Source organism: Phaeobacter sp. JH20_08 (assembly GCF_048056635.1).
Classification (GTDB): Bacteria; Pseudomonadota; Alphaproteobacteria; order Rhodobacterales; family Rhodobacteraceae; genus Phaeobacter; species Phaeobacter bryozoorum.
The window spans coordinates 149,702-175,266 of sequence record NZ_JAYMVV010000018.1; the positions used below are offsets into that span (position 1 = coordinate 149,702).

The 25,565-nt window shown below is 63.4% G+C and carries 19 protein-coding genes, 1 tRNA gene and 1 other RNA gene; 15 read left to right on the forward strand and 6 right to left on the reverse strand.

Annotated features, from left to right (window positions below; translation table 11 throughout):
* Positions 1-285: 285 nt before the first annotated feature.
* Positions 286-638, reverse strand: a transfer-messenger RNA (tmRNA) gene (ssrA, locus tag VWY75_RS16295).
* A gap of 60 nt (positions 639-698) precedes the next feature.
* Positions 699-1,448: a FadR/GntR family transcriptional regulator gene (locus tag VWY75_RS16300; RefSeq protein ID WP_416539158.1), complete on the reverse strand. Its 750-nt coding sequence runs from the start codon at positions 1,446-1,448 to the stop codon at positions 699-701.
* A 226-nt stretch (positions 1,449-1,674) separates the two neighbouring features.
* Here VWY75_RS16300 and acuI point away from each other — a divergent pair, with 226 nt between their 5' ends.
* Both acuI and VWY75_RS16310 read left to right on the forward strand, forming a co-directional pair.
* Positions 1,675-2,667, forward strand: a complete 993-nt coding sequence (gene acuI / locus VWY75_RS16305; protein WP_416538675.1) for an acryloyl-CoA reductase — start codon at positions 1,675-1,677, stop codon at positions 2,665-2,667.
* A 493-nt stretch (positions 2,668-3,160) separates the two neighbouring features.
* Positions 3,161-4,798 (forward strand): BCCT family transporter, encoded by a 1,638-nt coding sequence (locus tag VWY75_RS16310; protein ID WP_416538676.1) that lies wholly within the window; start codon positions 3,161-3,163, stop codon positions 4,796-4,798.
* A gap of 54 nt (positions 4,799-4,852) precedes the next feature.
* Here VWY75_RS16310 and VWY75_RS16315 read toward each other — a convergent pair whose 3' ends face one another.
* Positions 4,853-5,236, reverse strand: coding sequence for a VOC family protein (locus tag VWY75_RS16315; protein WP_416538677.1), 384 nt, complete (start codon positions 5,234-5,236; stop codon positions 4,853-4,855).
* 146 nt (positions 5,237-5,382) lie between these two features.
* Between VWY75_RS16315 and VWY75_RS16320 the strand changes: the two genes are divergently transcribed.
* The 13 genes from VWY75_RS16320 to VWY75_RS16380 all read left to right on the forward strand — a co-directional run bounded on the left by VWY75_RS16320 (position 5,383) and on the right by VWY75_RS16380 (position 20,704).
* Positions 5,383-6,606: an aminotransferase class V-fold PLP-dependent enzyme gene (locus VWY75_RS16320; protein ID WP_416538678.1), complete on the forward strand. Its 1,224-nt coding sequence runs from the start codon at positions 5,383-5,385 to the stop codon at positions 6,604-6,606.
* A gap of 32 nt (positions 6,607-6,638) precedes the next feature.
* Positions 6,639-8,078, forward strand: a complete 1,440-nt coding sequence (locus VWY75_RS16325; protein WP_416538679.1) for a cryptochrome/photolyase family protein — start codon at positions 6,639-6,641, stop codon at positions 8,076-8,078.
* Positions 8,079-8,168: 90 nt separating this feature from the next.
* The gene (locus VWY75_RS16330; RefSeq protein WP_416538680.1) at positions 8,169-9,374 is read left to right on the forward strand and encodes a class I SAM-dependent methyltransferase; all 1,206 of its coding nucleotides are present in this window, start codon (positions 8,169-8,171) and stop codon (positions 9,372-9,374) included.
* Between the two features lie 15 nt (positions 9,375-9,389).
* The gene (locus tag VWY75_RS16335) at positions 9,390-9,830 is read left to right on the forward strand and encodes a TrgA family protein (RefSeq protein ID WP_340545414.1); all 441 of its coding nucleotides are present in this window, start codon (positions 9,390-9,392) and stop codon (positions 9,828-9,830) included.
* Between the two features lie 29 nt (positions 9,831-9,859).
* Complete coding sequence (locus VWY75_RS16340; RefSeq protein WP_416538681.1) at positions 9,860-10,978, forward strand: NUDIX domain-containing protein; 1,119 nt, start codon at positions 9,860-9,862, stop codon at positions 10,976-10,978.
* Between the two features lie 90 nt (positions 10,979-11,068).
* Positions 11,069-12,103: a cysteine synthase A gene (locus VWY75_RS16345; RefSeq protein WP_340545416.1), complete on the forward strand. Its 1,035-nt coding sequence runs from the start codon at positions 11,069-11,071 to the stop codon at positions 12,101-12,103.
* Complete coding sequence (locus VWY75_RS16350) at positions 12,100-14,634, forward strand: DUF3772 domain-containing protein (RefSeq protein WP_416538682.1); 2,535 nt, start codon at positions 12,100-12,102, stop codon at positions 14,632-14,634. The genes VWY75_RS16345 and VWY75_RS16350 overlap by 4 nt, the downstream gene beginning before the upstream one ends.
* Entirely contained in the window at positions 14,631-15,362 is a 732-nt protein-coding gene (locus tag VWY75_RS16355; protein ID WP_260080930.1) for an alanyl-tRNA editing protein, read from the forward strand. Before VWY75_RS16350 ends, VWY75_RS16355 begins: the two co-directional genes overlap by 4 nt.
* Positions 15,363-15,454: 92 nt before the next feature.
* Positions 15,455-15,544: transfer RNA gene (locus tag VWY75_RS16360), tRNA-Ser, on the forward strand.
* A 196-nt stretch (positions 15,545-15,740) separates the two neighbouring features.
* Complete coding sequence (locus VWY75_RS16365) at positions 15,741-16,805, forward strand: LacI family DNA-binding transcriptional regulator (protein WP_416538683.1); 1,065 nt, start codon at positions 15,741-15,743, stop codon at positions 16,803-16,805.
* A 2-nt stretch (positions 16,806-16,807) separates the two neighbouring features.
* Positions 16,808-18,112: a xylose isomerase gene (gene xylA, locus VWY75_RS16370; RefSeq protein ID WP_416538684.1), complete on the forward strand. Its 1,305-nt coding sequence runs from the start codon at positions 16,808-16,810 to the stop codon at positions 18,110-18,112.
* Between the two features lie 39 nt (positions 18,113-18,151).
* Complete coding sequence (xylB, locus tag VWY75_RS16375) at positions 18,152-19,588, forward strand: xylulokinase (RefSeq protein ID WP_416538685.1); 1,437 nt, start codon at positions 18,152-18,154, stop codon at positions 19,586-19,588.
* 516 nt (positions 19,589-20,104) lie between these two features.
* Positions 20,105-20,704, forward strand: coding sequence for a Hint domain-containing protein (locus VWY75_RS16380; protein WP_416538686.1), 600 nt, complete (start codon positions 20,105-20,107; stop codon positions 20,702-20,704).
* Positions 20,705-20,713: 9 nt separating this feature from the next.
* Here VWY75_RS16380 and VWY75_RS16385 read toward each other — a convergent pair whose 3' ends face one another.
* The 3 genes from VWY75_RS16385 to VWY75_RS16395 form a co-directional block, all read right to left on the reverse strand.
* Positions 20,714-21,376 carry a nucleotidyltransferase family protein gene (locus VWY75_RS16385; protein ID WP_416538687.1) on the reverse strand — a complete coding sequence of 221 codons (663 nt, stop codon included), beginning with the start codon at positions 21,374-21,376 and terminating at the stop codon, positions 20,714-20,716.
* A gap of 245 nt (positions 21,377-21,621) precedes the next feature.
* Positions 21,622-24,039 carry a GcvT family protein gene (locus tag VWY75_RS16390; RefSeq protein WP_416538688.1) on the reverse strand — a complete coding sequence of 806 codons (2,418 nt, stop codon included), beginning with the start codon at positions 24,037-24,039 and terminating at the stop codon, positions 21,622-21,624.
* A gap of 188 nt (positions 24,040-24,227) precedes the next feature.
* Complete coding sequence (locus tag VWY75_RS16395) at positions 24,228-25,538, reverse strand: HlyC/CorC family transporter (RefSeq protein ID WP_340545425.1); 1,311 nt, start codon at positions 25,536-25,538, stop codon at positions 24,228-24,230.
* Positions 25,539-25,565 lie beyond the last annotated feature (27 nt).

Below are 25,565 nucleotides of genomic sequence, written 5' to 3' on the forward strand. Positions count from 1 at the left end.
ATTGGTCGAAACAACGCCTGACGCGGGACTGGACCGTCGTCAGACATGAGACTGAAGCACAAGTGTTAACAACAATTCAATGGGCATTCGCTCCGGTTGGCGCTGCCCGCAGTCGAGTTTGATCGCCTCTGGTGCCTCCCGCATCTGCGCTGGTGTATCGACCTTCGGCGTGGCCCCGGATGTGGCGTCAGGGGGCGCCTGTGGTACCGAGATGCCTGCATTGTGAGAAACAGATATTGCGGTAGGGCCGAGGCCAAGATCGAAGTCTGGAGTAGGCGAGGAGGAAGTGCAGGTTTCTGTTGCCAGGTACCTGCGAACCCCGCCTTACGCGGCTAGGCGCAAGGACTTAGTTTCGGCGACATTAACAGCTTACGCTGCTACTGCCATTGCCGGAGCACGATTGTCATTTGCAATTGTACAAGTTTCGCCGATAACGGTGGCAGACAGCCGAGACAAAGCTAACCCCTTTAGACGTTCGTCGATCCTGTTTCGACCCCATGATCCCCAAATGAAGGATGTTTGGTGGAGTCGCCGGGTACCGCCCCCGGGTCCGATCCGCTTATTACGAGCGCGTTTATGTCCATAGTTCCCGAAGGAACACCCTGAGTATAGGCCGTGCCGATACGGAGTTAAAGGGGAAATGACACATAAAATACGTCCCGGCGGGAGCGGCTGCACCACGACGCCGGGGCGGTGGTTTAGCGATGGTCGCCCCTGGTCGCTTCGCCAGCCCGCCGGGCAAAGACCGCGGCGGCCAGCGTGCGGGTCTCGTCCTCCAATGCGGTCAGCCCGGCAGTGGCGGCGGCCTCGTCGCGCCCCTCCAGCGCATCGGCAATGGCGCCATGCAGCGCCACCATCCGGGCGCGGTCGCGCGCGGTAAAGGTGATCATGTTCATCAGCGGCTGCATCGCCTCGACCGCTCCGGCCAGCTGGTAGGACAACACCGGATTGCCCGCCGCATCGACCAGCGCCCGGTGAAAGGCCACATCCGAGGCGCAGAACGCCTCATCCGTCAGCCCGGGCTGGCCCTGACGAAAGATCTCGGCGCGCATGGTCGCCAGCTGATCCGCCGTCCGACGTGCCGCCGCCAGCGGCGCGCAGGCCCGTTCCAGCGCATAGCGCGCCTCGCAGGCGGTGTCGAAACTAACAGCATTCATGCTCAGCAGTAGCGTCGATGTGGTCACCTGCTGGGCGTAGGCATCCTCAAAACTCAGCCGGTTGACAAAGGCGCCGCCGGTGGCGCCGCGCTGGGTGCGGATCAGCGCCTGCGCGGCCAGCCGCTTCAGGGCTTCGCGGACTGTTGGCCGGGACACCTGAAACTGCTCGGCCAGTTCGGCCTCCGAGGGCAGGCGCTGGTCCACAGGCAGGGCGCCGCTGATGATCGCATCGCGGATGGCTTCGGCAATCTGCGCCGACAGATCGGCGGCGCTACGGGGGTTCAGCTTCATGTCGGTGCCCTGTGTGGTGCCCTGTGTGGTGGCCAGTGTCTTGGCCTGTGTGATGATCTCTGTGATGACCTGTGGCGTGGCGCGCGTCTCGGCAGAAATCATTTGTCAGACATTTAAAAGTCTGACATTTGATTGGCAAGAGTTGAGTCGCCCGCCATCGCCGTTTCGGCTGCACGGCGGGTCCGCGCTCCTGGCGCGTCAGGTTGAATTCAGAGGAGGACCCATCATGTTCAACGCATTGGTTGTGACCAAGGACGAAGACAGCGGCGAGACATCCGCCGCCGTGCAAACGCTCAGCCTCGAGCAGCTGCCGGATGCAGAGGTGACCGTGGCAGTGGACTACTCAACCGTGAACTACAAGGATGGCCTCTGTCTTGGTCCGGGCGGCGGACTGGTGCGCAAATATCCGCATGTGCCGGGCATTGATTTTGCAGGCACGGTCGAGACCTCCAGCGATGAGCGTTACAAACCCGGCGACAAGGTTGTGCTGACCGGCTGGCGCGTCGGCGAAGCCCATTGGGGCGGTTATGCGCAAAAGGCCCGCGTGCGCGCCGATTGGCTGGTGCCCTTGCCGGATGGGATCGACACGCGCCAGGCCATGGCTGTTGGCACAGCGGGTTTTACCGCAATGCTGGCCGTCATGGCGCTAGAGGATCACGGGCTGACACCCGGCCACGGCCCGGTGCTGGTGACCGGCGCTGCGGGTGGCGTGGGGTCGGTGGCAACCGCGATCCTCGCCAACCTCGGCTATGAGGTTGCGGCGGTCACCGGGCGCCCTGAGACATCCGACTATCTCACCGCCCTTGGCGCCACCCAGATCGTGCCGCGCGAAGAGCTGAACGAGACGGTAAAGCGCCCTCTCGAAAGCGAGAACTGGGCGGGCTGCATTGATGCGGTCGGTGGTGCGATGCTGGCGCGGGTTCTGGGCCAGATGAAATATGGGGCCTCGGTGGCGGCGGTTGGCCTTGCAGGCGGGGCCGGTCTGCCCGCCACGGTGATCCCGTTTCTGTTGCGCGGCGTCAACCTTCTGGGCATCGACAGCGTGATGCAGCCTTATGACAACCGCCTGCGGGCCTGGCAGCGCATCGCCACCGATCTGCCGATGGACAAGCTGGAGGCGATGGTGCAGCCGGCCACCCTGTCCGACCTGCCACAGCTGGGCGCCGATATCCTGAAAGGGCAGGTGAAGGGCCGCGTTGTCGTTGATGTGAACGGCTGACACGGCCTCTGCTGATGGGGCAACCCGCCTGAAGGTCGACAGATCAGAGATAGATCGGGCGATGATCACAGGGAAACCTGTCAGAACGCGCAGCCAGCCTGCGCGTTCTTTGCGCGTCCGCGGGGCCAGCTGGTCAATCCCCGCGTCATAGACCCGGCAACCGGGCGCATATCGCGCAGCGATTGCACCACTGTCACGCAGATCGCCCCACAAGGCGCGACATTTGCATGGTTTTCTGCTAGGCTGGTGATCTGTCCATGGCCACGCCAGCCGCTGCCTGACCGCAGCGCGTGACTGGGCTAACGCGGATCTATCGGCGATCGTTGTCGGCATGAGCGCTGTGATGATCGCCCCCGACCGCCTGCTCAACGGGCGCCGGTCATGGAGAGGCACCCGTGCGGGGGGCTGCATTTTTTTCGCGATCGGCGGGAACCTGCGCAGCGCGCGACGGTTGAGACACTGGACGTTCACATAAGACAGAACAGGGACACCCATGACAGACGAAACGGCCAATCAGGGCATACCCGCCCCCGACGGTGAGGCCGCCGTCATCGACACTGAATATGAAATCGGACAGGATAATCTGGAAGGATCCGTGGGACCGATTGGATTTGACATCCATAACCCGGTTTTCATGGTCTCCGGCATCAGCATCATGCTGTTTGTGTTCTACGCGCTGGTTCTGCCGGAACAGGCGGCAACCTTCTTTGGCTGGCTGCGCCCCGCCGTGACCAGCTCGTTCGACTGGTTCTTCCTCAGCGCGGGCAATATCTTCGTGCTGTTCTGTTTCTTCCTGATCGTCTCGCCCTGGGGCAAGGTGCGCCTTGGCGGGGCCGACGCGGCACCCGATTATACCTACATCGGCTGGTTTGCGATGCTGTTTGCGGCCGGCATGGGCATCGGCCTGATGTTCTACGGCGTCAGCGAACCGATGAGCCATTACTCCACCGCCTTTGATGGCGTGAGCATGGGTGAAAATGGCGCCCGCACCGATTGGGCGCCGCTGGGCGGCGCAGCCGGGGACAGCACCGAAGCCGTGCGTCTGGGCATGGCGGCGACGATCTATCACTGGGGCCTGCACCCATGGGCGATCTACGCGATTGTTGCCCTGTCGCTGGCGCTGTTCTCCTTCAACAAGGGGCTGCCACTCACCATCCGCTCGGCCTTCTACCCGATCTTTGGCGAGCGGGTCTGGGGCTGGACCGGCCATATCATCGACATTCTGGCGGTTTTCGCCACGCTCTTTGGCCTTGCAACCTCGCTGGGCTTTGGCGCGACACAGGCCAATGCGGGCCTGAACGAGCTGTTCGGTGTGCCGGTTGGCTCAACCACCGAGGTGCTGCTGATCTCCGCCATCACCGCGGTTGCCCTGATCTCGGTTGTGCGCGGTCTTGATGGCGGTGTGAAAGTGCTGAGCGAAATCAACATGGGGCTGGCCTTCCTGCTGTTGATCTTCGTGCTTCTGGTCGGGCCAACGCTGCTGATCATCACCGGCTTCTTCGACAGTCTGGTGGCCTATGTGCAGTATCTGCCGGCGCTCTCCATGCCCTTCGGCCGCGAGGATGCCAACTACAGCCAGGGCTGGACCGCCTTTTACTGGGCGTGGTGGATCAGCTGGTCGCCGTTTGTCGGCATGTTCATCGCCCGCGTCAGCCGGGGCCGCACCGTGCGCGAGTTCATCATCTGCGTTTTGCTGATCCCCAGCCTGGTCTGCGTCCTGTGGATGAGCGTCTTTGGCGGCACCGCCATTCATCAGGTGGTGGCTGATGGCTATACCGGCGCGCAGGATGCCGCACTTGAGCTGAAGCTGTTCAAGATGCTGGATCAGCTGCCGCTGGCCTCGATCACCTCCTTTGTCGGCATCCTTCTGGTGATCGTGTTCTTCGTCACCTCCTCGGATTCCGGCTCGCTGGTGATCGACACCATCACCGCAGGCGGCAAGGTCGACGCGCCGCTGCCGCAACGGGTCTTCTGGTGCGTGTTCGAAGGTGCGGTTGCGATCGTGCTGCTGCTCGGCGGTGGTCTTGTGGCCTTGCAGGCGATGGTGATCTCCACCGGCTTGCCGTTCACCATCGTGCTGCTGCTGATGTGCTGGGCGATCCTGCGCGGATTGCAGACCGAGGCGCGCTGATCCCGGACCAGCAACGCCCAGAAACGCCCCGGAGAACTCCGGGGCGTTTGCCGTTCAGCTCTTGGCCTCATAGAAGCCGACCGAATTGCCGTCGGGGTCTTTGGCGTAGAAGAACTGCCCGTCGGGCAGCGGCACCGCCTCTGACACCACCTGCCCACCGGCGTCGGTCACCCGCGTCATCACATCGGCCAGCGCACCTTCGGCGGCCAGATGCAGGGTCGGGCCAACACCATCCGGGGCCGGGGTGCCGGGATAGATGCTCAGCGCGACCCCGGTTGCCGGGTCCTTGGGGCGAAACAGCAGCATCGGGTTGGGGCCATCGCTGACCAGTTCCAGCGCGGCGCCGGTCACATGCTCGTAGAACTTGCGCGCGCCGTCCATGTCGGTGACGGGGATTTCTCCCCAGACCAGAAAATCCTTGGGCGTATAGGCCATCATCTGCATCCTTTCGTGTTGATGTATCCCCTAGCTACCCGCCACTGTTGACAGAAAATGACATCAGGTCAGCGGTGGCCGCAGTCTCTCCGCGCTTGACCTTGCGCATCATCGCCGTCACTTCTTCTGAGACAGAAAGAGGAGAGACCATGGCCCTTGATATCGACTTTGTCCGCAGCCAGTTTCCGGCCTTTGCAGCGCCCAACCTGCAAGGTCAGGCCTTTTTCGAGAACGCCGGTGGCTCTTATACCTGTCAGCAGGTGATCAACCGGCTCACCCGTTTTTATACCGAACGCAAAGTGCAGCCCTATGCCCCCTATGAGGCCTCGACGCTGGCGGGCGACGAGATGGACGAGGCGCGGCACCGGCTTTCCGGCATCCTCGGGGTGGCACGGGATGAGCTGAGCTTTGGCCCCTCGACCACCCAGAATACCTATGTGCTGGCGCAGGCCTTTCGCCAGTTCCTGTCTTCGGGGGAGGCGATCATCGTCACCAATCAGGATCACGAGGCCAACAGCGGCCCGTGGCGGCGCCTTGCGGATGCCGGGATCGAGGTGCGCGAATGGCAGATCGACCCGCAAACCGGCCATCTGAACCCCGCAGATCTGGAAAATCTTCTGGACGAAAACGTCCGGCTGGTCTGTTTTCCGCATTGTTCCAACGTGGTCGGGGAGCTGAACCCGGTCACCGAAATCACCGCTCTGGCCCATGCGGCCGGCGCCTTTGTCTGTGTCGATGGTGTCTCTTACGCGCCCCATGGCCTGCCCAATGTCGGCGAGCTGGGGCCGGATATCTATCTGTTCTCCGCCTATAAGACCTACGGGCCGCATCAGGGGCTGATGGTGATCCGCCGCGCCCTGGGGGAGCTGCTGCCCAATCAGGGACATTTCTTCAACGGTGACACGCTCTACAAACGCTTCACTCCGGCGGGGCCGGATCACGCTCAGGTCGCCGCCTGCGCGGGCATGGCCGACTACATCGCCGCGCTGGCCCATCATCACGGCGGCCCGCTGACCGAAGGCGCGGCACAGGGGGCCTTTGTCCACGATCTGATGCGCGCCCATGAGGTGGAGCTGCTGCAACCGCTGCTCGATATGGTGAAGGACCGCAACGATCTGCGCCTGATCGGCCCCTCTGATGCCAGCAGACGCGCGCCCACCGTGGCACTGGCGCTGGATCGCCCCGCCGAAGCCGTAGCCGGTGAACTGGCCGAACATGGCATCATGGCGGGGGGCGGTGATTTCTACGCCCTGCGTGCCCTGAACGCGATGGGTGTCTCTACCGGTGACGGCGTGCTGCGGCTCAGTTTTACGCATTACACCTCGAAAAAAGAGATGACACAGTTGATCGAGGCCCTAGATCGCGTGTTGTGAAAACCGCAGCGATACAGGGACCTTGATCTTTCATGACTGACCATACCCCGCCACAGGCGCCGGTGATCTGGTGGCTGCGCCGAGACCTGCGGCTCGCCGACAACCCCGCCCTTGAGGCGGCCGTCGCCCGGGGCACCCCGGTGATCCCGCTCTTTGTCTTTGACACGCTGGATGAACACCTGGGCGCTGCGCCAAAGTTCCGGCTGGGGCTGGGGCTTGCCCATCTGGCCAAGGTGCTGGAGCAGCGCGGCAGCCGCCTGATCCTGCGGCGTGGTCCGGCAGCCGAGGTGCTGGCGCAGGTGATCGCGGAGACCGGGGCAGGGGCGGTGCATTGGAGCCGCGCCTATGATCCCGACGCCATCGCCCGCGACACCACCATCAAGGAACAGCTGAATGGGCAGGGCGTTGCGGCGCAGTCTTTTGGTGGTCATCTGCTGTTTGAACCCTGGACCGTCGAGACCAAGACCGGCGGCATGTACCGGGTCTATTCGCCCTACTGGAAATCCGTGCGCGACCGCGATGTCGCGGATCTGATCGCCGCCCCATCCCGAATACCCGCGCCGGAGCAATGGCCCGCCTCTGATGATCTGGACAGCTGGAAACTCGCCGCTGATATGCGCCGCGGCGCTGACATCGTGGCGCAATATTGCCGGGTCGGGGAAGATGCCGCGCAGGAGCGGCTGGCGGAATTCCTCGACTCCCGCGTGGCCGACTACAAACAGGACCGAGACTTTCCCGCGTTGGATGCCACGTCCGGCCTGTCTGAAAACCTCGCCTGGGGAGAAATCAGCCCACGCCGCATGTGGCATCACGGGCTGGAGGCACGTCGCGCAGGCAAATCTGGCGCTGAGCATTTTCTCAAGGAAATCGTCTGGCGCGAGTTCGCCTACCACCTGATGTTCCACACTCCGCATATCCTGACCCGCAACTGGCGCCCCGAATGGGAAAGCTTCCGCTGGTCCGAGCAGGACGACGACCGGGTCGAGGCCTGGCGGCGTGGTCAGACCGGTTACAATTTCGTCGATGCCGCCATGCGCGAACTCTATGTGACCGGCAAGATGCACAATCGCGCCCGGATGATCGTGGCCAGTTTCCTGACCAAACATATGCTCACCCACTGGCGCATCGGTCAGAAATGGTTCGAGGAGTGTCTGGTGGACTGGGATCCGGCCTCCAACGCCATGGGCTGGCAGTGGGTGGCCGGCTCCGGCCCCGATGCCTCGCCGTTTTTTCGGATATTCAACCCTGACGGCCAGCTGGAGAAATTCGACCCCAAGGGCAGCTACCAATCCGCGTGGATCGCCGAAGGTCAGGACAGCCCGCCGCAGACGGCGCTGGATTTCTACCGCGCGACACCCCTGTCCTGGGAGCTGTCGCCGCAGGACAGACGCGCCAGCCCCTTCGTTGATCTGAAAGAGGGTCGCGCCCGCGCGCTTGAGGTCTATGGCCAGCGCGAGCTGCCCGAGGACTGACAGATCCCTTGCCAGAAGCGCCTGATTTGGCCTAGCCTTTTCTCTGGACAGGGGCCGTGAACCCACCGGACCCGTCTAGGGGAGGAGAGAATGGCGCTCACACAGACCGAAGGACAGGCCAATCTGCCGCGCTATTTCGCGGCGATCTTTGACCAGTTGCAGGCGCTGGAGGTGGGGCAGCTGGACATCCATCTGCCGGACGGTCGGGTGTTCCGTGTCACTGGCGACCGCCCCGGTCCGGTGGCCGATCTGCGCATTCACAACCCCGATTGTTTCGCCCGGCTGATCCGCGAGGGGGATCTGGGGTTCTCCGATGCCTATCTTGATGGCTGGTGGAGCACATCCGATCTTCAGGCCTTCATGGATCTGGTGCATCTGGGGTCTGAAACCGTCTATGATGGCTTTCCGGGACGCGGGCTGATCCGCGCCTATGAACAGTTCCGCTTCTGGCTGCAACGCAATCACCGCGCGCAGGCCAAGGCGAATATCTCCTATCACTATGACCTCGGCAACGCCTTCTACGGGCTGTGGCTTGATGACACGATGACCTATTCCAGCGCCCTGTTCAAAACCGGGCAGGAAAGCCTGGAGGCGGCGCAGACCGCCAAATATGCCTCCATGGTCGACCAGATGGGCGTGCAGCCCGGCGATCACGTGCTGGAGGTCGGCTGCGGCTGGGGCGGGTTTGCCGAATATGCAGCCCGCGAACGCGGCCTGCGGGTCACGGGCCTGACCATCAGCGAAGAACAGTTGAAATACGCCCGCGAGCGCATTGAAAAGGCGGGGCTTTCCGACAGGGTCGAACTCAGGATGCAGGATTACCGCGACTGCGAAGGCACCTTCGATGGCATTGCCTCTATCGAGATGTTCGAGGCGGTGGGCGAAAAATACTGGCCCGCCTATTTCAGGATGATCCACGACCGGCTGCGCCCCGGCGGTCAGGCCACCTTGCAGATCATCACCGTCGCCGACCGGCGCTGGACGGTCTACAAACGCGGCGTTGATTTCATCCAGAAACATATCTTTCCCGGCGGGATGCTCCCTGCGCCGGGGATCTTGCGCCAGCAGGTTGAAAATGCCGGGCTAAAGGTCATGAAATCGCTCGAATTCGGTGATAGCTACGATCAGACGCTGCGGCGTTGGCACACCACCTTTAACAGTCGCTGGGACGAGATTGCGGCCATGGGATTTGATGATCGGTTCAAAAAGATGTGGAATTTCTACCTCACCTCCTGCGCCGCCGCGTTCAAGGCGGAAACCTGCGACGTGACCCAGATCACGCTGGCCCACCGCTGAACGAAAGCCCGGATCATGCCCACAGCCGCCCGTCTTATCGCCGCCGTCAGCATGGCGCTTGTCGCGATTGCCGCCTCTTTCCTGATCATGCCACTGATGCCCGAGGGCACCGATTTCGGCTATTTCGTGCCGCTCAACGCCGCGCTTGGCGCGCTGATCGGCTGGGTCTGGGTCGGCCGCCATGTCGGCCGCGGCGTGGTCAATGCGATCAACAACGGCGTCACCGGTGTGGCCCTGCTGGTGCTCTGGGGGCTGTTCCTGCAAGGCGCCTGGGAAATGTTTCGCCTCGCCATGCGCAACCGCTATGACGGCCCGTTTGAGGCGCTTTCGGCGATTTTTGTCATCGGTTTGGATTTCTTTTTCGTGATGGCGGTGCCACATGTGTTGCTGGCGCTGGTGATCGGCGGCATCTTCAGCGGTCTGGTGACCGAGAATGCCGCAAGACGCTGGCGCTGAGATAACAAAATTCCAACAGGATACAGACCGTGGTTGATCTTTTTATCTATGGCACGCTGCGCCATATGCCGCTGCTTGAACTGGTGTTGGGGCGGTCCGGTGCCGCGCTGGATGTCACCCCTGCACATCTGCCCGATCACGGTGCCTTTGCGGTGGTGGATCAGCCTTTCCCGGCGATAGAGGCCCGCGTCGGCCACCGCGCACCGGGGCTGCTGCTGCGCGGTCTCACCCCGGACGATATGGCGGCGCTGAATTTCTACGAAGGCGGGTTCGACTATACGCTGCGCCCTGTCACGGTCGCGCTGGACGCAGGCGGCAGCGCCCCGGCGGAGGTCTATTTCCCAGAGCCGGGCCTGTGGCAGACCGGGGCGGCCTGGGATCTGGGCGACTGGCAGCAGAAATGGGGCGCCTTGTCGCTGCGCGCGGCAGAGGAGGTCATGGCCTATCGCGGTCGCCTGACCGCCGCCGAGGTGGCCGAGCGGTTCCGCCCGATCCGCATCCGCGCCGCCGCCTGGCTCGCGGCGCAGAACCGCCCCGGCGATCCCGATCACGATCTGACCCGCGATGTCGTCGTCCACCAGCACAAACGCGCCTATCTCAACTTCTTCGCGATGGAGGAGATGGACCTGCAGTTCCGCCGCTATGACGGCAGCCTCAGCCCGGTGATCAACCGGGGCGTCGCGCTGGTGGGGCAGGCGGCGGTGGTGCTGCCCTATGATCGCCGCCGCGACGCCGTTTTGCTGATCGAACAGTTCCGCGCCGCCACCTATATCGCTGGCAACCAGCGCCCCTGGATGTGGGAGCCGGTGGCCGGGCTGATCGACCCCGGCGAAACCCCCGAACAGGCCGCCCGCCGCGAGGCGATGGAGGAGGCGGGGCTGAAGATCGACCAGCTGGAAACCGTCGCCCAGGTCTACCCCTCCAGCGGCGCCTCAGGCGAATTTCTGCATATTTTTGTGGGTCTCTGCGACTTTGACGAGATCGCCGGCGGCGGCGGACTGGAGAGCGAGGGCGAAGATATCCGCAGCCAGATCCTGCCCTATGAGGCGCTGATACAGGGCGTAGATGACCAGACCTATCAGGACATGCCACTGGTCACCGCCGCCCTCTGGCTGTCACGCCATCGTGAGCGCTTGCGGCAGGGCTGACCCCGCCAACCGCGCGGCGCGCCGCTATCTCGGCTTGTGGTTGTCCAATGCCTTGGCTACACCTCAACTGGAATGATCGAAAGGGATACCATGCGCATTGCACATGATCTGGCCGACGCGATCGGCCACACGCCTCTGATCCGCCTGAACCGCGTCAGCGATGAAACCGGATGTGAGATTCTGGGAAAGGCCGAGTTCATGAACCCCGGCCAGTCGGTCAAGGACCGCGCCGCACTCTATATCATCAAGGACGCCATCGCGCGCGGTGATCTGAAGCCGGGCGGGACCATCGTCGAGGGCACTGCCGGTAACACCGGGATCGGCCTGGCGCTGGTTGGCGCGTCGATGGGCTTCAAAACGGTGATCGTGATCCCCGAAACCCAGTCCGAAGAGAAAAAGGACATGTTGCGATTGGCCGGCGCCCAGCTGGTGCAGGTCCCCGCAGCGCCTTATCGCAATCCCAACAACTTTGTCCGCTATTCGGAACGTCTGGCCAAGGAACTGGCCAAGACCGAACCCAATGGCGCGATCTGGGCCAATCAGTTCGACAATGTCGCCAACCGGCAGGCCCATATCGAAACCACCGCACCCGAGATCTGGGAGCAGACCGACGGCAAGGTGGACGGCTTTGTCTGCGCGGTCGGTTCTGGCGGCACGCTGGCAGGTGTGGCCGATGTGCTCCAGCCCAAGGGCGTGAAAATCGGCCTTGCCGATCCGATGGGCGCGGCGCTTTATTCCTACTACACCACCGGTGAAATCGTGACCGAAGGCGGCTCCATCGCAGAAGGCATCGGCCAGGTGCGCATCACCAAGAATCTTGAAGGGTTCAAACCGGATTTCTGCTACCAGATCGAGGATCGCGACGCGCTGCCCTATGTCTTCGACCTCCTGCACGAAGAGGGTCTGGTGCTGGGCGGTTCCTCGGCGATCAATATCGCCGGTGCCGTGCGCATGGCCAAGGACATGGGACCGGGCAAGACCATCGTCACCGTGCTCTGTGACTATGGGACGCGCTACCAGTCGAAACTGTTCAACCCCGACTTCCTGCGTGAAAAGAACCTGCCGGTGCCGGATTGGATGACTCACACCCCGGCCTCTATCCCCGGCGTGTTCGAGGACGTATGATCGCCCTCATGCGTGGTTTTGTGAAATGTCTGGCCGGGCTGGTTCTTCTGATCAGCCTGGCCTTTCCCGCTCTGGCCCAGCTCGATGCGCGTTCGAAATCCTATTACGAGGATTGGCTGCGCACCGCGAACCGGGCCGAAAACGTCATTGATGCCAGCCGCGCCTCCAATATCGCCTTGGAACAGCTGCGCAGCGAGCTGGCCGAATTCCGGCAGACCTTCCAGACCAAGCGTGGGGAAAACGGCGAGCGTATCCAGACCCTTCAGGGCCAGCTGGACGCGCTTGGCGCCCCACCGGGCGAGGGCGAGGAAGAGCCCGAAGACATCGCCCAGCTGCGCGACGCGCTGACCCAGCAGCTCAATGAGCTGCGGGTGCCGCGTATCGTCGCCGAAGAGGCCTACAGCCGCGCCGACGGCCTGATCAACGAGATCGACAAGATCGTCCGCGAACGGCTGACCAAACGACTGTTTGAACGCGGCACCTCGCCGCTCAACCCCGAACATTGGCCCGGCGCGCTGCGGGATCTGGTCCACGCCAGCCGCGCCGTGGGCAATGAAACCCTGTCGCAGCTGCGCAATGACACCACCAGCGAACGCATCAGCGGCGATCTGGTGGGCATTCTTGTGCTGGTGCTGATCGGTATGCTGCTGATCCTGCGCGGGCGCCCATGGGCGCATCTGGCGGGTGATTACCTGCGGCGCTACGGCGCGCGGGGCACCGGCGTCTGGACCTTTGTCGTCTCGCTGCTACAGGTGCTGCTGCCGCTGATCGGTGTCATCTTTCTGGTCGCAGCGGTCGATCTTTCGGGCATTCTTGGGGTGCGCGGCAGCATCTTCCTCGAATCCGTGCCGGCCTGGGCCTTTATCATGCTGTCGTTCCACTGGCTGGGCGAGCAGCTCTATACCAATCAGATCGAGAATGATCTGCTGCCCGTACAGGAGGGCAATCAGGCCGAGACCCGCTTTCTGATCGACATGATGGCGGTGATCCTGGTGCTGCAGGATGTTTTTGCCACCATCGAGCGGATCCAGAACATCCCGGACAGCAGTTCCGCGGTCTATGCCTTTCCGCTGATCAGCTGTGCTGCGCTGATCCTGCTGCGTCTGCACCGCATCGGGGCCAAGCAGCGTCAGGCACAGAGCGAGGAGGAGCCCGAGGAAGGCGCCATCGCCGCCGGGGCCAATCGCATCATCGCGGTGGTGCGCCGGGCGATCTACCTTCTCGGCTTTGCCGGGCCGCTGCTGGCTGCGGTGGGCTATCTCAACGCGGCCGAGGCGGTGATCTACCCGGCCATGCTGACGCTGGCGATGCTGGCGGGCTTGTTTGTCCTGCAACGGTTCTTTGCCGATCTCTACGGCTTTGTCACCGGCAAGGGTAGCGCCGCCCGCGACTCGCTCTTCACGGCGCTGATCGGCTTTGCACTGGCGCTGGTGGCGCTGCCGATGCTGGCGCTGATCTGGGGCGCGCGGGTTGCGGATCTGACGGAGCTGTGGTCGAACTTCCTCGAGGGCTTCCAGATTGGCGACACCCGTATTTCGCCCACCGCCTTTCTGACCTTTGTGACCATCTTTGCCGTCGGCTACGGTCTGACCCGGCTGGTGCAGGGCAGCCTGCGCAACGCGCTGCTGCCCAAGACCCGCATTGATGTCGGCGGCCAGAATGCCATCGTCTCCGGCATGGGCTATGTCGGGATTTTCCTGGCCGCTCTGGTGGCGATTTCGATGGCTGGTCTGGATCTGTCCTCGCTCGCCATTGTCGCCGGTGCGCTCTCTGTGGGCATCGGCTTTGGTCTGCAAACCATCGTGTCGAACTTTGTCTCCGGCATCATCCTTCTGGTCGAGCGCCCGGTGTCCAAGGGCGACTGGATCGAGGTTGGCGGCCTGATGGGCTATGTGCGCGATATCTCCGTGCGCTCCACCCGGATCGAGACCTTCGACCGCACCGATGTGATTGTTCCGAACTCGGATCTGATCACCGGCACCGTCACCAATTACACTCGCGGCAATACCGTGGGCCGGGTGATCGTGCCTGTCGGGGTCAGCTACGGCACCGACCCGCGCAAGGTCGAGGCCATCCTGATCGAGGTCGCCAAGGCACATCCGATGGTGTTGATGAACCCACCGCCATCGGTGGTGTTTCAGGGCTTTGGGGCGGACAGTCTCAACTTTGAGATCCGCGCGATCCTGCGCGATGTGAACTGGGTCCTGTCGGTGAAATCCGACATGAACTACGACATCGCCCGCCGCTTCGACGAGGCCGGGATCGAGATCCCCTTCGCCCAGCGCGATATCTGGATCCGCAACCCCGAGGCGCTGGCCGGGGCGGCGGCGGCGGCCGCGGCGCCTGAAGCTGCGCCCGACTCTGGCCCCGACTCTGGCCCCGGATCTGTTCAGGACAGCGCGGCCCGGCCATCACCGGCTGCGGCAGCGGCGCCCGCCAGCAAACGCCCCGAAACCCCGGATCTGGAGGACCTCTCCAACCGGGACGATGCAGCCGACAGCGGCGATGAAGACGGAGACGGCGATCGATGACCGACCAATTGTTCCTGACGGATGCCTATGCACAACAGGCCCCGGCGCAGATCATTGACCACACAACCGAAGGCGGGCTGGTGCTGAACCAGTCCGTCTTTTACGCAACCGGGGGCGGGCAACCGGGCGATACCGGTCATCTCAGCTGGTCCGATGGGGCAGGGGCGCACCGCCTGACCATCACCAATACGGTAAAGGGGGAGGCGGGCGCCATTGTCCTGCTGCCGGAACCTGACCAGCCGCTGCCCAGCGTCGGGCAGGAGGTGACGCAGACCCTCGACTGGGACCGCCGCCTTGGCCATATGCGCATCCATACCGCGCTGCACCTCCTCTCGGTGGTGATTCCCCTGCCGGTCTCCGGCGGCTCCATCGGCGCCGACAAGGGGCGGCTTGACTTCAACATGCCCGAGGCGCCGGAGGACAAACAGGCGCTGGAGGATGCGCTCAACGCCCTCATCAGCCGCGATCTGGAGGTCAGCGAACGCTGGATCACCGAGGAGGAGCTGGATGCAAACCCCGATCTGGTGAAAACCATGTCGGTGGCGCCGCCCCGTGGCAATGGCCGCATTCGGCTGGTGCGGATCGGCACGACGCAGGAGCAGATCGACCTGCAACCCTGCGGCGGCACCCATGTGCGCAGCACCGCTGAAATTGGTCCTATCCGCCTTGGAAAGGTTGAAAAAAAGGGCAAGCAGAACCGCCGTGTCTACCTGCATCTGGGGGCTTGAGCGCGGGCTGCAAATAAGTTTCTGCAAGAGTGAATTTTTTGCTGTTTTCGCTCTTGCAATTGCTTCCGTGATCCGTCAAAAGTCCGCCCAACGGAGAGGTGGCCGAGTGGTCGAAGGCGCACGCCTGGAAAGTGTGTAGGCGGGGAACCGTCTCCAGGGTTCGAATCCCTGTCTCTCCGCCATAACATCTAGACCAAGATGGTTTTATGACAGCCGCCACAGCATGTGGTGGCTTTTTGCGTTTCAGACCTTGCCCCCCGTGATCCATCAGCCACCTGTCAGGTCGTGGCGACCGCGGCTTGATCGACAAAATGATAGACGTCTATCAGAAAATGATATACGTCTGTCAAAACTGCCGGAAACAGATGGGCTGCAAGGATGGGAAAACCAACCCTACATGATGTCGCTGCCGCGGCCGGGGTCAGCTACGCCACGGCGGACCGGGTGCTGAACAATCGCGGCGGGGTTGCGAAAAAATCGCAGGACCGGGTGCGCGCCGCCATTGCCGAGCTGGGCTATCAGCGCGATATCACCGCCGCCAATCTGTCACGCCGTCGCCGCTACCGGTTTGCCTTTCTGCTGCCGATGGCGGGGGAGGGCTTCTTTGCCCGGCTGCATGAGCATGTCCAAAGCGAACAGACCCGCCGCGCGCAGGCGCGCCAGCAGATCACCATCACCCATGTGCCTGCCTTCGATGCGGCGGCGCTGGTGCGGGCGATCGAAAACTGCGCCGCCGAGGATTACGACGGTCTCTGCCTTGTGGCGGTGGAGGATCCGCAGGTTGAGGCCGCGCTGACCAGCCTGCGGGCCAGGGGTGTTGCCGTGGTCACACTGGTCGCCGACAGCCCGGAAACCACGCGGGATGCCTATGTGGGGATCGACAACCGGACCGCAGGTCGCACCGCAGGCGACCTGATGGTGCTGGCCCATCGCGGAGCGGCCTCCGAAGGGCGGGGCCGGATCCTTCCCATCACCGGCAGTCTCAGCGCCCGCGATCATGCCGACCGCTACGCCGGGTTCTGCGATGTGGTCTCGCCCGGTCTGCCGGTGCTGCCACCGCTGGAGACAGGCGACGACCCTGATGTGCTGGAACAGGCGCTGCGCCGCGCGCTTGATGCAAACCCCGACATTACCGGGGTCTACAATCTGGGTGCCGGCATTCCGGGGCTGGTCGCGGCCCTGTCGGCGACGGCACGGCAGCACCCTCCGGTGGTGATCAGCCACGAAATCTGCGCCGCGACCCGCGATGCCGTGGCGCAGGGCCTTATTGATGCGGTGATCGACCAGAAACCGGCGCAGGAAATCACCGCCGCCCTAGCGGCCCTTGTCGCGCTCAGCGACGGGCTGCCGTTCGACCCGCTGACTGGGCAGATCATTCCCGCCGTCCATTTCAAACACAACATGCCCCCGCAGCCTGCGGTCGGGCCAGAAGAGAGGGCCTGACCATGGCTGGCTATTTCGACGACATCGCAGCAATCACCTACAATCCGGATGGCGACGGGCTGGCCTATCGCCACTACAACCCCGATGAAATGATCATGGGCAAACGGATGGAAGACCACCTGCGCTTTGCCGTCTGCTACTGGCACAACTTTGTTTGGGAGGGGAACGACCCCTTTGGCGGGCAGACCTTTGATCGGCCGTGGTTCCCCGCCGATACCATGGATCTGGCGCGCATGAAGGCGGAGGCCGCCTTTGACATGTTTCGCATCCTCGGCGTGCCGTACTACTGTTTCCACGACCACGATATCCGGCCAGAAGGCGCAAGCCTCGCCGAAAGCCACAAACGCCTGAACCAGATGGGCGATGTGCTGGAACAGAAAATGGCAGATGGTGGCCCGAAACTCCTGTGGGGGACGGCCAATATGTTCTCCAACCGCCGCTATATGGCCGGCGCCAGCACCAACCCCGACCCGGATGTCTTTGCCTATTGCGCCTCCACCGTGCGCGCCTGCATGGATCTGACCCATCGTCTGAACGGCGAGAACTATGTCCTTTGGGGCGGACGCGAGGGCTATGAAACCCTGCTCAACACCGATCTGTCGCGCGAGCTGGAGCAGATGGGCCGCTTCCTGTCGATGGTGGTCGACTACAAGCACAAGATCGGCTTCAAAGGCGCGATCCTGATCGAGCCAAAGCCGCAGGAGCCGACCAAACATCAATATGACTATGACGTTGCCACCGTTTACGGCTTCCTCAAACGCTTTGGTCTTGAGGATGAGGTGAAGGTGAACATTGAACAGGGTCACGCCATCCTCGCCGGTCACAGCTTTGAACATGAGATCGCCATGGCCAACGCGCTGGGGATCTTTGGCTCCATCGACATGAACCGCAACGACTACCAGTCCGGCTGGGACACCGATCAGTTCCCCAACAACGTGCCGGAGGTGGCGCTGGCCTATTATGAAATTCTGCGCGGCGGTGGCTTTACCAGCGGCGGCACCAATTTCGATGCCAAGCTGCGCCGTCAGTCGCTGGATGCCGAGGATCTGATCGCGGCCCATGTGGGGGCCATGGACGTCTGCGCGCGGGGGCTACGCGCCGCCGCTGCCTTGCTGGAAAGTGATAGCCTTGAGGCCAAGCGCCGCGACCGTTACGCCGGTTGGACCACTGCCGAGGCGCAGGCCTATCTGGCCGAGGGCGCAACGCTGGAGGCCATCGCCGATCAGGCCGAGGCCAGGGCGCTTGATCCGCAGCCGGTCTCTGGCCGTCAGGAACAGCTGGAGGCGCTGGTCAACCGTTTCGTCTGAGGCGGCGGAACCACGGCGTAATGGGGAGAGGGCACAGATATGTATCTTGGCATTGATCTTGGCACATCGGGGCTACGCGCGCTGATGACCGATGCGGTGGGCAGGCCCGTCGCCTCGGCTGAGGCGCAGTATTGCGTGCAGACCCCCCATCCCGGCTGGTCGGAACAGGATCCCGGCGACTGGATCACAGCGCTGGATCGCGCGATGGACCAGCTGCGGGATACCCCCGGCTATGGTCAGATATGCGGCATTGCCGTGGCAGGGCATATGCACGGTGCGGTGCTGCTGGACGGCGCCGATCAGGTGCTGCGGCCCTGCATCCTGTGGAACGACACCCGTTCCGCCGCTGAGGCGGCTGAGCTGGACGCGACGGCGAAGGTCCGCGATCTGAGCGGCAATATCGTCTTTCCGGGGTTCACCGCGCCGAAACTTTTGTGGGTGCAGCGCCACGAGCCGGAGATTTTTGCCAATACGGCCAAGGTCCTGCTGCCTGCGGCCTATCTGAACCTGCATCTGACCGGGCGCCATGTGGCCGACATGTCCGACAGCGCAGGCACCTCCTGGCTGGATGTGGGGGCGCGGGACTGGTCGGAGCCCCTGCTGCGCGCGGGTCACATGCGGCGTGATCAAATGCCGGATCTGGTCGAGGGCTGCGAGCCTGGTGGTATCCTGCGTCCCGAACTGGCCGCGCGCTGGGGATTTGGCAAAGACGTGACTGTGGCCGGTGGCGCAGGCGACAATGCCGCTGCGGCCTGTGGCACCGGGGTGATGGCACCGGGGCAGGGGTTTGTCTCGCTTGGCACCTCCGGTGTGGTGCTGACCGCGCGCGACGGGTTCCACCCGGATCCGGCAACGGCGGTGCATACCTTCTGTCACGCGATCCCGGAGCGCTGGTATCAGATGGGGGTGATGCTCTCTGCCACCGATTGCCTGAACTGGCTGGGCCGGATCACCGGACGCAGCCCTGCGGATCTGACAGCAGGTCTTGGCGATCAGCTGCGCCCCCCCGGCGAGGTGACATTCCTTCCCTATCTCTCCGGGGAGCGCACGCCGCATAACTCGGCAAGCCTGCGCGGTGGGTTTCAGGGGCTGTCGGTCGCGACCACGACCGAGGATATGGCCCGCGCGGTGATGGAGGGTGTCTGCTACGGGCTGCGCGACTGTCTGGCGGCGCTGCGCAGCACCGGCGCTGAGCTGGACAGCTGTCTGGTCATCGGCGGCGGCAGCAGATCACCCTATTGGGTCAAGCTGCTGGCCACGGTGCTGGACCTGCCGCTGCATCTCCCGCAGGGGGGCGAGTTCGGCGCCGCGCTTGGTGCAGCGCGACTGGCCCGGCTGGCGGTGACAGGTGAGGATCCCGCCGAGGTTCTGACCGCGCCGCAGATCGCGCGCACGGTCACCCCCGATGCTGCCCTGCGCGATGGTTTTGACGCAGCCTATGCGACCTTTCGCCAGCGGGTCAGCGACATGATCTGAGCGCTGGTCGGCGCCTCAGGCGGCGTCACGGGGCCGGGCGAATCGTAAATCAGCCCGTGGTGGCGACAAGTTGTCTAAAATTCTCCCCATTGTTGCGCGCCATGGGACAACCCCTGCGCCCAGCGGTTCGCGTGATGGATCTGACAGAGGGCGGCTGTGCGCTCTGATGATCTGCCATTGTTTGCAGGATGGCGACAAACGGAGGTTGTTTCGCGGCGGTGACGGCAGATTCTGCGGGATCGCCCGGTGACGGCGGTCAGACCGGAAACAATCCCCGGCCTCTGGGGACGGGATCATCGGACGGCCGGGCCGGCGGATGCACGCTGATTAAGATTTTGTTCTTTTTTAGGCAGGTTTGCCCGCGTAGGGTAATCCCATGCTGCCACAGGATGAGTGGCGCTCTCTTCAAAGCTGTACCCCGAGGTGTGGCGCCCCTTTGCAATACCAAGGCAGGCTAGGGACCGGTTGCACGGCTGTGCGACCGGGGTGGTCGGGCTTTTGGACGGAGATCATGACGTGCCTTGCTTTACGCCCGGAACAACTGTTGCGACCCCTCAGGGGATCTGCGCTGTCGAGGATCTGAGCGTTGGGGACCGTGTGGTGACCCGTGACAATGGTCTGCAGCCCATTCGCTGGATCGGGCGGCGGAGGCTGGATCGCAGCGCCCTGCAGGCGGCGGCACATCTGCAACCGGTGCTGATCGCGGCAGGGTCGCTTGGCAATGGGATGCCGGAGCGGGATCTGCTGCTCAGCCCGAGCCATCGGGTGCTGATCGGCAATGACAAGACCGCATTTTATTTCGAGAATCGCGAGATACTGGTCGCGGCCAAACATCTGACCGGATTGTCCGGGGTCGATGCGGTAGAGACCACCAGCATCGACTATCTGCATTTTGTCTGTGAGGACCATCAGGTGGTCTGTGCCGACGGGGCGTGGATCGAGTGTTTTCAGCCTGCCGACCAGTCCCAGCGCGGGTTGGATCGCGCCCAGCGCGATGAGGTGCTGATGCTGTTTCCCGAGTTGCAGACACGGCCGCCGGTGCCCGGTGCGCCCCCTGCGCAGCCGTCACGCCGACGGCCGGGGTGCAAGGCGGGGGCGCAGTGGTTCATCCACTAGCCCTGTGGCCTAATCGCTTTTGAATGTCGTGCGCGCGCGGCGCCAGGCCGTCCACGCCTCGGGCGTGTCCAGATCGGTGAGCGCATGGGCCTCGGGCAGCGGCACCGGGTGAATGGTCTCTCCCTGATCCTGTGCAGCCTTTAGAACCGCGCGGGCGCCCTGATCGCCGCTAAGCTGGCCGAGCGCGGCGAAATACCGGCGGGGAAAGACCACCGGATGTCCAAACCGCTCCTGCGCCCCGGTGATTGAGCCTGTGTCTGCACCGGTTGCTGTTCCGGTCGCGCGCAGGATCCGGTCTGGCAGCGCCATAGCGCTGCCCGCGACCTGCGCCAGATCGGCTTGCGTCAACTCCGGCATATCGGCAGGCAGGATCATCACCGCCTCGTAGCTCTTGGTCAGACCTGCGATGCCTGAGCGAATGGAGGCGGCCATGCCCTCCTGCGCGTCCGGCACAAAGAGCGCTGTTGCAGCGGGGCAGGCGCGGCTGAGCAGCTGGGCTCTTGGGTGGGGTGCGGCTGGCAAGGTGACATAGGTGTCCTGCCCGGTGCCAAGGGCCGCCCCGCAGATCCGGGCCAGAAGCGGTGTTCCGTCGATCTCCTCCAGCAATTTGTCACGCCCGCGCATCCGCGAGGCGCTGCCGGCAGCGAGGATCAGAATGGCGATGGCGGTCATATCTGTCGCCTCCCTGGCGTGGTGCCGCGCTGTCGGAAGCCTCCGGCGGGGATATTTAGGGCCAGAAGAGGAGAGGGGTCCAGAAAAAGTGACAGGGCAGGTCAGTGAGGCTGACATAATGTTTCGCGTGCGAAACATTGGGGCCGGGGCAGGACCCATCTGTTGCGCGAAAGCGGCGGCCCGGCGCGCGCTGACATGGCAACACTGGGGGAGACGGGTCAGAAGTATTGACCCGCCTGCTGCTGTCAGCCGCGCATCCGGGCACCGTCGGCATCAAACAGCGGCCTGGTGATCAGTCGGGCCTTGTGCATCTTGCCCAGGATCTCGATCTCGACCGCCAGACCCTCTTCAGCGCGGTCGGTGGGGACAAAGCCCAGTGCGATGGATTTCTGCGCGTGGTGGGAGTAGCCGCCGGAGGTGCAGAAGCCCACAACTGCGCCGTCCAGCCAGATCGGCTCATAGGCAGTTACATCGGCGTCGTCAGCCTCCACTTCAAAGGCGCAGAGCCGGCGGGCTGGCGGTGTGTCGCGTCCGGCCTCAGCCGCGGGGCGGCCAATGAAATCAACGGGTTTCTTGAAGGAGATAAAGCGGTCGAGGCCGGTTTCCGCCGCCGTGTAATCGGGGGAGAATTCGCGCAGCCAGGAGCCGAAGAACCTGTCGAGCCTGAGCGACATCATCGCCCGCATGCCGAAGGGCTTCATGCCGTGGGGCTGGCCAGCAGTCCACAGCGCATCCCACAGGGCACGCTGGCTGGGCAGGTCGCAGTAGATTTCATAGCCCAGATCCCCGGTATAGCTGACCCGCTGCACGATGCAGTCGGCCATGCCCACGGTCAGGCGGCGCACCTCCATGAAGCGCATGTCCGAGATGTCTTGCCTTGTGCAGGCTTGCAGGACCGCGCGCGCGCGGGGGCCTGCGATCTGGAAGCCTGTGCGGGTGTCGGAGATGTTTTCCAGCTGAACGCCCGCGTCCAGGTTCTGCAGGAACCAGCGCATATGATAGGCCTGCGCGCCGTAAGAGGCGGTGAGCTGGAACTCGTCCTCGGACAGGCAGGAGATGGTGAAGTCGCCGATCAGGCGACCCTTGGGCGACAGCATCGGTGTCAGCGACAGGCGGCCCGGCTGTGGCACCCGACCGGCCATGATGCGGTCGAGCCAGGCGCGGGCGCCGGCGCCTTTGACCAGGTATTTGCCGAAATTGTGGACCTCGTTGATACCGACGTTTTCGCGCACGGCTTTGACTTCGCGTGCGGTGGCCGTGAATGCGTTGGAGCGGCGGAAGGAGGGAGTTTCATAGCGCGGCTCGTCGCCTGTGGCGAAGTAGTTCGGCACCTCCAGCCCGTATTGCGCGCCCCAGACCGCGCCCATGCCATCGAAGATGTCATACATCGGGGTGCTGCGGAACGGGCGGGCGCCAGGCAGCTCCTCGTTCGGGTAGGCGATGGAGAAGCGTTTCTGATAGTTTTCAATAACTTTGGGCCGAGTATAGCCCGGAGTGATCCAGCCGCCGAAACGGGCGCAGTCCATTGCGAATGTATCGCGCTCGCATTCGCCCTCGACCATCCATTGCGCCAGCATCAACCCGACGCCGCCGCCCTGGCTAAAGCCGGCCATGACGGCGCAGGCTGACCAGTAGTTGCGCATCCCCGGCACCGGGCCGACCAGCGGGTTACCGTCGGGGGCAAAGGTGAAGGGGCCGTGGATCACCGATTTGACGCCTGCGCGTTCGAGCGCCGGGAAGCGTTTGTAGGCGAAGGCGATGCTGTCCTCGATCTTGTCGAAATCATCGGGCAGCAGTTCATGGCCGAAGTCCCATGGCGTGCCATCGACGGCCCAGGGTTTGCAGGGCTGTTCATAGAAGCCGATGCAGAGGCCGCGGCCTTCCTGACGGAGGTAGCTTTCGCCGGCCGGGTCCATCACATGCGGATGCTCGCCCCCTGCATTGATGATTTCGGCGATCTCCGGCACCTCGTCGGTGACGATATATTGATGCTCCATCGGGTGCAGGGGCATGTAGATGCCTGCCATGGCGCCCACCTCGCGCGCCCAGAGGCCGCCGGCGTTGACGATATGTTCGGCGTGCACTGTGCCCTTGTCTGTGACCACATCCCAGCTGCCATCGGGGCGCTGGCTGGTCTCGATCACCTTGCAGTGGGTTTCAATCGTGGCGCCGCCCATGCGCGCGGCGCGGGCATAGGCGTGGGTGGTGCCGGAGGGGTCGAGGTGGCCATCGAGCGGGTCATACAAACCGCCGATGATGCCGTCGATATTGGTGACCGGGGCGATTTTCTTGATCTCCTCGGGAGAGATGATCTCGGTTTCCAGCCCCATGAACCGGTGCTTGGCGCGCTCCGCCTTCAGCATGTCGAAACGTTCCTGGTTGTCCGCGAGGGTGACGCCGCCGACATGGTGCAACCCGCAGGACATGCCGGTGATCTCCTCCAGCTCCTTGTAGAGCTTGATGGTGTAGCCCTGCAGCGCCGCCATGTTGGTGTCGCCGTTCAGCGTATGGAAGCCGCCCGCCGCGTGCCAGGTGGAGCCTGAGGTCAGCTCCGAGCGTTCCAGCAGCAGGACATCGGACCAGCCGAGCTTGGTCAGGTGATAGAGCACCGAGCACCCCACAACGCCGCCACCGATCACCGCTACCCGTGTTGTCGTCTTCATCTTGCATCCCCCACTGGCTGTTTGCGGTTATTCTGGACAGATGTGTTTAGTAGTCCAGCAAAAACGCGACATCAGCCGTCGGGATTGAGCGCTGCGAGGACGAACCGGGCGTCAGCCGTGGGGCGCTGCATCAAAAAAAGCCGCCACCCGGTGGGGCGGCGGCCTGATGATGCGGGGGCGCGGTTGCGTTATTGCAGCGGGCGGATTTTCAGCTCCGTCACGCGGTTGCCGTCGCGCGCGGTGACCTCAAAGCGGAAATTATGGAAGGAAAAGACCTGCCCCACGACGGGGATTGTCTGCGCCTCGTGAATGACCAGACCGGCGATTGTGTTGGCCTCGTCATCGGGCAGCGACCAGTCGGTTGCGCGGTTGAGATCGCGAATGGTGGTGGCGCCATCGACCAGATAGTTGCCGTCGCTGGTTTTCTTCACCACGGTTTCCTCATCCGGGTCGAATTCATCGGTGATCTCGCCGACGATTTCCTCAAGGATGTCTTCCAGGGTGATCAGGCCCTGTAGGGTGCCGTATTCATCGACCACCAGCGCAAAATGGGTGCGTGCGCGCAGGAACTGGCGCATCTGTTCATCCAGTGTGGTGGTTTCCGGGACGAAATAGGGCGGTTTGGTCACGCTGGTGATATTGAAGTTGCGCAGCGAGGCGGCATCGCCGTCGGGGCCGCCGATCTGGGCGTACATCTCCCGCAGAAGATCCTTGGCATGGAGCACGCCTATGATGTTCTCCGGCTCGTCCTTGAACACCGGCAGGCGGGTGTGCGGCGAGGTCAGACATTGTTCGAGGATCTTCTGTGGCTCAAGGCTGGCGTCGATCATCTCGATATTGGAGCGGTGCAGCATGATTTCCTCGACAAAGCGGTCGGAGAGATCAAGGGCGCCAAGGATCCGGTCTCGGTCTTCCTTTTCGACCACACCTTCGGAGTGACCAAGGTGCAGGGCGCCGGCGATTTCCTCGCGGACGGCCATGATGTGGCTGTTGGGGTCGATGCGTACGCCAAACAGGCGCAGCACACCGCGCACCAGAAGGCGGACGGCCCCCACCACGGGGGCCAGCAACGTGACCAATATGCCAATCGGAGGGGCAACGGCGGCGGCGGCTTTCTCGGCATTGGAGATGGCGTAGGTCTTGGGCAGGACCTCGGCAAAGATCAGCACCAGAAGGGTCATGACCAGGGTGGCCAGCGCGACACCGCTTTCGCCCAAGGCGCGGGTGAACAGCGCGGTGGCCAGCGAGGTGGCGAGGATATTCACCAGGTTGTTGCCCAAGAGGATCGAGCCGATCAGCCGTTCGCTGTCTTCGGTGATCGCCAGTGCACGTTTGGCGCCGTTGGAGCCCTTGTCGGCCTGCGAACGCAGCTTGCCCCGCGAAGAGGCTGTCAATGCGGTCTCGGAGCCAGAGAAAAACCCCGACAGAACCAGCAGAAAGACAATTGCGCCGGCGGTGGTCCAGAAGGTGGAATCGACAAAGGTCGTGGTGCTGTCCATCAGAGTCCCGAAAGAAATGTTGTGATC

Excerpts from the sequence above, each read along its gene's own strand:
- acuI (WP_416538675.1), top strand. The coding sequence starts at position 1,675 with ATGTTCAACGCATTGGTTGTGACCAAGGACGAAGACAGCGGCGAGACA.
- VWY75_RS16390 (WP_416538688.1), bottom strand. The coding sequence starts at position 24,039 with ATGAAGACGACAACACGGGTAGCGGTGATCGGTGGCGGCGTTGTGGGG.
- VWY75_RS16355 (WP_260080930.1), top strand. The coding sequence starts at position 14,631 with ATGACCGACCAATTGTTCCTGACGGATGCCTATGCACAACAGGCCCCG.
- xylA (WP_416538684.1), top strand. The coding sequence starts at position 16,808 with ATGGCTGGCTATTTCGACGACATCGCAGCAATCACCTACAATCCGGAT.
- VWY75_RS16330 (WP_416538680.1), top strand. The coding sequence starts at position 8,169 with ATGGCGCTCACACAGACCGAAGGACAGGCCAATCTGCCGCGCTATTTC.
- VWY75_RS16315 (WP_416538677.1), bottom strand. The coding sequence starts at position 5,236 with ATGATGGCCTATACGCCCAAGGATTTTCTGGTCTGGGGAGAAATCCCC.
- VWY75_RS16325 (WP_416538679.1), top strand. The coding sequence starts at position 6,639 with ATGACTGACCATACCCCGCCACAGGCGCCGGTGATCTGGTGGCTGCGC.
- VWY75_RS16310 (WP_416538676.1), top strand. The coding sequence starts at position 3,161 with ATGACAGACGAAACGGCCAATCAGGGCATACCCGCCCCCGACGGTGAG.
- xylB (WP_416538685.1), top strand. The coding sequence starts at position 18,152 with ATGTATCTTGGCATTGATCTTGGCACATCGGGGCTACGCGCGCTGATG.
- VWY75_RS16320 (WP_416538678.1), top strand. The coding sequence starts at position 5,383 with ATGGCCCTTGATATCGACTTTGTCCGCAGCCAGTTTCCGGCCTTTGCA.
- VWY75_RS16345 (WP_340545416.1), top strand. The coding sequence starts at position 11,069 with ATGCGCATTGCACATGATCTGGCCGACGCGATCGGCCACACGCCTCTG.
- VWY75_RS16365 (WP_416538683.1), top strand. The coding sequence starts at position 15,741 with ATGGGAAAACCAACCCTACATGATGTCGCTGCCGCGGCCGGGGTCAGC.
- VWY75_RS16350 (WP_416538682.1), top strand. The coding sequence starts at position 12,100 with ATGATCGCCCTCATGCGTGGTTTTGTGAAATGTCTGGCCGGGCTGGTT.
- VWY75_RS16395 (WP_340545425.1), bottom strand. The coding sequence starts at position 25,538 with ATGGACAGCACCACGACCTTTGTCGATTCCACCTTCTGGACCACCGCC.
- VWY75_RS16385 (WP_416538687.1), bottom strand. The coding sequence starts at position 21,376 with ATGACCGCCATCGCCATTCTGATCCTCGCTGCCGGCAGCGCCTCGCGG.
- VWY75_RS16335 (WP_340545414.1), top strand. The coding sequence starts at position 9,390 with ATGCCCACAGCCGCCCGTCTTATCGCCGCCGTCAGCATGGCGCTTGTC.
- VWY75_RS16300 (WP_416539158.1), bottom strand. The coding sequence starts at position 1,448 with ATGAAGCTGAACCCCCGTAGCGCCGCCGATCTGTCGGCGCAGATTGCC.